Origin of the sequence: Anaerofustis sp. (assembly GCF_019420015.1) — a bacterium.
Lineage (GTDB): Bacteria > Bacillota > Clostridia > Eubacteriales > Anaerofustaceae > Anaerofustis.
Genome location: NZ_JAHZIA010000031.1, coordinates 1 through 7072, shown reverse-complemented (window position 1 = coordinate 7072; position 7072 = coordinate 1). Strand labels below are relative to the sequence as shown.

General features: G+C 34.4%; 7 protein-coding genes and 1 pseudogene. 2 read left to right on the top strand and 6 right to left on the bottom strand.

The window, feature by feature from the left end; all coding sequences use genetic code 11:
• The 6 genes from QZ357_RS05775 to QZ357_RS05750 all read right to left on the bottom strand — a co-directional run.
• Positions 1–623 (bottom strand): response regulator transcription factor (locus tag QZ357_RS05775; RefSeq protein ID WP_290773022.1); only part of this gene is annotated, 623 nt, incomplete at its 3' end.
• 52 nt (positions 624–675) lie between these two features.
• A complete protein-coding gene (locus QZ357_RS05770; protein ID WP_290773019.1) occupies positions 676–1335 on the bottom strand; it encodes a VTT domain-containing protein in 660 nt (219 codons plus the stop codon).
• Between the two features lies 1 nt (position 1336).
• A complete protein-coding gene (locus QZ357_RS05765) occupies positions 1337–1951 on the bottom strand; it encodes a hypothetical protein (protein ID WP_290773016.1) in 615 nt (204 codons plus the stop codon).
• 165 nt (positions 1952–2116) lie between these two features.
• The gene (locus tag QZ357_RS05760) at positions 2117–3562 is read right to left on the bottom strand and encodes a HAMP domain-containing sensor histidine kinase (RefSeq protein WP_290773014.1); all 1446 of its coding nucleotides are present in this window, start codon (positions 3560–3562) and stop codon (positions 2117–2119) included.
• Positions 3546–4226 (bottom strand): response regulator transcription factor, encoded by a 681-nt coding sequence (locus tag QZ357_RS05755; RefSeq protein ID WP_290773012.1) that lies wholly within the window; start codon positions 4224–4226, stop codon positions 3546–3548. The genes QZ357_RS05760 and QZ357_RS05755 overlap by 17 nt, the downstream gene beginning before the upstream one ends.
• 219 nt (positions 4227–4445) lie before the next feature.
• Entirely contained in the window at positions 4446–5597 is a 1152-nt protein-coding gene (locus QZ357_RS05750; RefSeq protein ID WP_290773009.1) for a trypsin-like peptidase domain-containing protein, read from the bottom strand.
• A 310-nt stretch (positions 5598–5907) separates the two neighbouring features.
• Here QZ357_RS05750 and QZ357_RS05745 point away from each other — a divergent pair, with 310 nt between their 5' ends.
• Both QZ357_RS05745 and QZ357_RS05740 read left to right on the top strand, forming a co-directional pair.
• Entirely contained in the window at positions 5908–6657 is a 750-nt protein-coding gene (locus QZ357_RS05745; RefSeq protein ID WP_290773006.1) for an alpha/beta fold hydrolase, read from the top strand.
• Positions 6658–6776: 119 nt separating this feature from the next.
• Positions 6777–7072 (top strand): annotated as a pseudogene (locus QZ357_RS05740) (ABC transporter ATP-binding protein); the annotation flags it as partial.

The window sequence follows — 7072 nt, the reverse complement described above, 5'->3', positions numbered from 1 at the left end:
CTTCTTATATGTACCATAATGGTTTCGGTACTGATGGCTTTTTCGTTCCATACAAGTTCATAAATTTGTTCTGCCGAATAGACTCTTCCCGGATGTTTTATCAAGAGTTTGAGTATTTCGTATTCTTTTACCGTAAGTTTAACTTTATTTCCATTTGCGGTAACTTCCTTTGAATAATCATCGAGCTCCAAACCGCCTACAATATATTTTTTATCATTCTCCTTAAATGAAGAAGTGCTATTTTTAAGGTTTAGAATCTGCTCATATCTTCTTATTTGAGAATTTACTCTAGCAATCAGCTCCATAGAAGCAAAAGGCTTTGTGACGTAATCGTCGGCACCTATGTTAAGCCCTGTTATTTTGTCTATATCCTCAGATTTGGCACTTAAAAATATAATCGGGAAATCATGTTTTTCTCTGATTTTCATCGTCATGGTTATACCGTCCATCACAGGCATCATAATATCCACTATTGCCAAATGTATTTCCTTCTCCTCAACTATCTTGAGTCCTTCTTTTCCGTTTTCCGCTTCGAAAACATTGTAACCCTGGTTTTTAAGATATATGCTTATTGCATCTCTTATACCTTTTTCGTCTTCAGTTATAAGTATATTGTGATTCATCAATATATCCTCTCTTTTAAGTTTAAGTCAGTAAATCTATTTTATAACAATTTTACCTTTTTTTCATAGAAATATGAAACTTTTTGCAGTAAACAATCCCGCCTATTACAGCAACCAGTGTAATACCGGCTACAATCAACGCAAGGAAATAATCCTGTTCTTTAATGGAGCCTGTTATAAAAGTAGAAGTCACTATACTCGGCACTCTGCCGAAAGTGGTAAGTAGCAGCCATTTGTAAAGTTTCACATTTGATAAAGATACAAGGTAAGTCATTACGTCTTTGGGAGTACCCGGAATCAAAAACAACAAAAATACCCAAAACAAACTCTTTTTGTTTTCAAACATACTTTGCACCTTATCAATCTGTTCTTCCTTAAACATGATTCTTATTATCTTCATGCCAAACAACTTAACCAGGTAATACACAATCACCGTTCCGATAAATGAGCCTATCAGACAAATCAATGTTCCCCACAGGGAACCGAACATATAGCCCGCAGCGAGCTCCAAAGGTTCTCCGGGAATAAAAGCTATGAAAATTTGAAGTGATATTACAACAACCATTAAAACTTCTTTTATACCTGATGGAAGAGTTTTTATTCCGTTTATGATACTGTTCATATCCAAGCTCATAAATATCCCCGCCGCACAAAGAATCACAAGTAAAATTACCCCCGAAAGGATTAATTTCTTATTTTCCCTGAATTTCATATCAGTACACCTTTTCACAGCCTACAGCGTTTATGAAAGGAAGTTCATAGTTTTTAGTGCCAAGTTCCATAAGTTCGTATACACTTCCTTCAAAGAAAGGGCTAAAACCATCCTTTATGTCTTTCATAAAATACAGTTCACTGGGTCTTATATGCTTTACATCCTTTTTTATATCTACTATATCCGTCATGGATAATATTTCACTTACGAACTGGGAGCAAAATTTATGCTTATCTCTTTTAAATGTAATGTTTTTGTTGCAAAGCAAAATTCCTATAATATCATATTTATAATCTTTTCTGTTTTGGTACATACTTGTAAGCTTATTCTTTATTAATCGGTATTTGTATTCGTCAATCTCTTTGTATATTATTTTTATTTCTGTATTGGGATTCTTTTCGTACACTCCCAAAAAGGGAGACTCCTTTGCAAAACCTGCCGGAAGCATAAAAGGGGTATACCTTCTGCCGAAAGAATAAAACTCATTTAAAGAATCATCCAAGGATATGGCAACATGAGTATAAGGTTCTTTGGTACGCTTGTATATGGCTTTCGACAATAATGTATTTGTCCTCGTAAACATCAAATAAACTTTATGTTTTGCTGTCTTATTCATAATATCACCTCAACTTCTCCTATAGTTTAAGATAATATTCTTATAAAAAACCGAATAAAATTCTTACAAAATTCTTAAGCTTTCCGACAATTTTGTTTAAACACAAAAGACTATATTGTTAAGGGCAATATAAAAATACCGAAAAAAAAAGGAATAAGATTTAACTTATTCCTTCGTATTTAAAGTTTTCTTTTTGTCTTTCACGGTTTTGAGTTCAAACCAAAAAGTACTTCCAAAGCCCACCTTGCTCTTTACGCCAAACTTTGCACCGTGTCTTAAAAGAATGGTTTTCACGATAGAAAGTCCAAGTCCGCTTCCCACCACGGACCTTTTGTGAGTCTTATCTATTTTGTAATATCTCTGCCATATGTTCGGAAGTTTATCTTCTTCTATACCTTCTCCAGTATCTGTAACCTCTATTCTGACAGTGTTTCCTTTTATAATCTGATTAACGCTTACCAGTTTATCTTCTCCGGTATAATTTATGGCATTGGTAAGCAGATTATATATAACTTGAGATATTTGAAGCTCATCCGCACAGATTTCTGCGTGAGAATCGTAGTTAAACACGATATTGTAATCGGTAAAGGTAGAAAATCTAGATATAATCGATTTGATTTCTTTTGTTATATCAAATTTTTCCTTATTAAGCTCTACCGCACCCGATTCGTATTTTGCCATATCCAAAGTATCGTTTACCAGGTTATTAAGCCTTTTTGCCTCATCAATAATCGTTTGTATACTGTCCATATCCGCCTGGTTAGGATAATCTCTCATCATTTCGCTGTAGCCTATAATCATAGTAAGAGGAGTTCTCAAATCGTGGGATACATTTGCGATGAGTTCCCTCTTGTATTCTTCGTTTTTATCTATCTCAGCCGCAGCATAATTAAGAGTGCTGACCAGTTCATTGATTTCTTTATATCCTCCGTCAAAATCATCGTCGGATTCATAGTGTCCTTTTGCCAACAATCTCGCTTTTCCCGTCACCTCTTCTATCGGAGATGCGACTGTTTTTGAAATCCAAAAAGCGAGGATACCCGCAAATATCAAAAGACCTGCGGTAATCCAAAACAACTGAGACCTTAAGGTGCTTACCGTTGCGTTAATTGGCGAAATCGCAGAATCCAAAAGCATCACATAAAATGTGTTTCCCACATTTACTATTTTGGTATAAACTATGCTTTCGGGTTTGGAAAATATTATATTGCCGAATCTGTATTCTCTGTCTTGTTTTGAAACGGAAGATTTTTCCAAAAACTCTCCGCCGTTTTTTATTGCCATATTAACATAATAATTAATACCCTGAGGTGTTAATTTATGTATGGTGCACTTCGGTGAAGTCTTTATGGAAAAAGCGGGATTCCCGCCGCTGTCTAAAATAAGAACGCAAAAATCCTTGGAAATTGCAATCTCTTCGATATACCCTTCGTTAAAATTTTCGCTTATTTTATGAGCAGCATTCTTGATCTCTCTCGTTTTTATGTTTTTGTAAGTTGCATCAAGAAAAACCACCTGACACAGCCATAAGCCGATGATTACCACCGCAACAAATACGGAGAAATACATAAACATACGCCATTTCAGACTAAGGTTATTCTTCTTTTTCAAATCTGTATCCAACTCCCCTTAACGTAACAATCTTACCCGCATACGGTCCCAAGTTCTTTCTCAGTAACTTTATATGAGTATCCAAAGTTCTGTCGTCACCGTAATAATCATATCCCCATACGGTTGATATTATCTTTTCTCTGGATAAAGCAATACCTTGATTTTCCACAAGGAAAGTCAAAAGATCGTATTCTTTCGGAGTCAAGCTTACGGGGTTACCTTCCACTTTTACGATTCTTGCCGCCAAATCTATACTAAGCCCCTCTATGTTTATAACGTCTTCTTTATTATCTTCTTTTTTCGGTTTTGTTCTTTTTAGTATGGCTTCGATTCTCATCATCAATTCTTTTGGAGAAAATGGCTTAACCACGTAATCGTCCGCGCCTACTTCAAAGCCGTGTATCCTGTCGTATTCTTCTCCTCTTGCAGACAACATAATAACAGGAGTATCCTTGGTTTTTCTTATTTCTCTGACCGCAGAAAAACCGTCAAGTTCCGGCATCATAATATCCATGACAATAATATCGAAGTCTTCTTTTTTACATATTTCAATGGCTTTCATACCATCGTTAACTTCCAGTGTATCGTATCCTTCAAAAGTTGCATACTTATTAATAAGTTCTGCAATCTTAGGTTCATCATCAACTATCAAAATTCTTGGCATATTTACCTCCTTTTATTATATTATACCATAATTTTATCCCTTATACTAATATTACCGGTGCGTGTGCACCGGTAATATTAGATTACATATTTTTAAAAGAGGGAATTGTTTGTTGCATAAAATACAACTAACTAATTCATAAGCATTTTGCTTACACGCTAAGTCTAGCAAAACAATGTGTATTTTATGTGAAACCCCATTGAAATATTCCTGTTTTATCTATTTCTTTTCAGTTAATTTATATTCCACGCTTGCTTCACTCATACCGTTCGAAACGGTAACCTTAATCTTATCTCCTACTTTTAATTTATTTATTACCGCTTTAAAATCGCTTGCGCTTTCCACTTCTTTTCCGTTGACTTCTTTTATGATATATCCCGATTTAAGACCGGCCTTTTCGGCATTTGAACCTTCGTTAACGCTGTAAATATATACTCCCAGTTCATTTACCCCATACTTCATTGCAGTACTGCTATCGAGAATATCGATAAGGGTAAGTCCGCTTGTCACTCTTCCTTTGACATAACCGTAGTCCATTATCTGTTCTATAACGCTTTTTGCCGTATCAACAGGAATTGCAAAGCCAAGTCCTTCTACATTTGTTCCAGAAGCTTTCGCGTTTACTATACCCACTAAAAGACCGTTTTTATCAAACAGACCTCCTCCGGAGTTTCCGGCATTTATAGATGCATTTGTCTGAATCAAGCTCATAGTTTCGTTTTCTATGGTAACTTCTCTGTTAAGGGCGGAAACAATTCCGTTTGTGACGGTACCTGAAAGCTCTCCCAGAGGATTTCCTATGGCAACCACTTCATCTCCCACTTCAAGAGAACTTGATTTTCCGAATGTAGCATTGTTAAGATTCCTTGCATCGATTTTCAAAACGGCAAGATCGGTCTGTTCGTCTTTACCTATAAGCTTTGCTGTATAAGACTTGTTGTCTGATGTTTTAACCGTGATTTTTTCTGCCCCGTCAACAACGTGATTATTGGTTGCGATATAACCGTTACTGGTGATTATAACACCGCTGCCGGCGGATTTAGTAACCGAAGAATCTTCCCCTCTGCCGAAAATGTACCCTTCAGAACTGCTTTTGCTTTCGCATTCTATGGAAACCACGCTACTCTTGGCTGATTTTACGACGTTTGAAACATTCATTGTTCCATCATCTGAAGAAGACGTCGTTGCAACGGGAATATCCGTAGAAGTTACCCCCTGAGCTTTATTGCTGCTAAAAACTTTATTTGCGGCCATTCCGCCGATAAACCCCAAAGAGGTAGATGTAATCATCATAGCGGCAACAATCACAACAAAAACCGCTGTTCTTCTTTTCTTGTTTGATTTGTATATATTATCATTTTTATCTTCCATAATTTATGTCCTCCTTTTTCGACTGAATATATTATATTCAATATATGTGAAGTAAAGATGAAACAGGAATGAAGTAAAAACAAAGCTTCCATAAGATGTTATTGAATAAAGGAAAGAAGAAAAAGAAGTTTATTTCACATATTCTTCACAATATAGTTTTTGCACAAAAAATAGAGTAATCCATATTAAAATATAATCAAAAAATGATATAATTCTATATATAAGACTTAAATAAAAATATTTATTGTTCTTTTTTTCATTATTATAAAAAGAAACATATAGGTTGCATATTAAATTCGGGAGGATTGATATGTGTATTAAAGAGTATGGAAAAGAAAATGAAAAAGTAATTATCTTATTGCATGCGGGAGGGTTAGGAACTTGGAATTATGACGAAGTGGCAAATATACTTAAAAGCCGATTTCACGTTATAATCCTAAGCTTAAACGGACACCGAGGAAGCAAAAACAGATTTTCCACAATAAAAGAAAACGCAAAAAATCTGGTCGAATTTATAGATAAAAAACTTGAAGGCGAAGTCTATTTAATAGGAGGTGTTTCTTTAGGAGGACAAATCCTTTTGGAAATGTTAGCCGAGAAAAAGGATATATGCAAATTTGCGATTATAGAAAGCACAACGGTTTTACCTATGCCTTTTACTTCAAAATTAATCAAACCCGTTTTTTCTCTTTGTTTTCCATTAATAAAAAAAGAATGGTTTGCCAAGCTTCAGTTCAAATCCCTGCATATAAAACCTTCTTATTTTGAAGAATATTTTATAGGTACTTCTACAATAAACAAAGAAGATATGATTGCATTTCTAAAAGAAAACACAACTTACAAAATGCCTGAAAATCTTTCAAAGTGCACTGCAAAAACACTTATTTTAACAGGAAGTAAAGAACGTTCTATCATAAAAAAATCAGCAAAGATTATAAACAGAAAAATAAAAAATTCTTCCATGGAAATATTGCAGGGATATTATCATGGAGATTTAAGCCTGAATCATGCGAAAATATATGTCGAAAAACTATTGAAACTTATAAATGAAGAATTTTAAACATCTATGTTTTTTATAAAATCAAAAATAAAAGTTTATAAATGCAAATTGATTAAGAAGTAAAGTTAATGTATAATGTTTTAATGTTAAAATTCCATTAAAACAAATAAGGAGCAAAAATGTCTACATTCAATAAATTTATCAATTATTACAAACCTTACAAAAGACTGTTTTATCTTGATATGCTTTGTGCCGTTATTGTATCTCTCGTCGATTTGGCATTTCCTCAAATATTGAAATTTTTAACCGGAGGACTTTTTACCAAAGGAGCGGAAGTAATACTTTCGTCAATAGGTATAGTGGCTCTTTTGATGTTTGTGATGTACATGATAAGAACGTACTGCGAATATTTTATAACATCCTGGGGGCATATTATGGGAGCGAACATGGAAAGCAACATGAGACAGGATTTGTT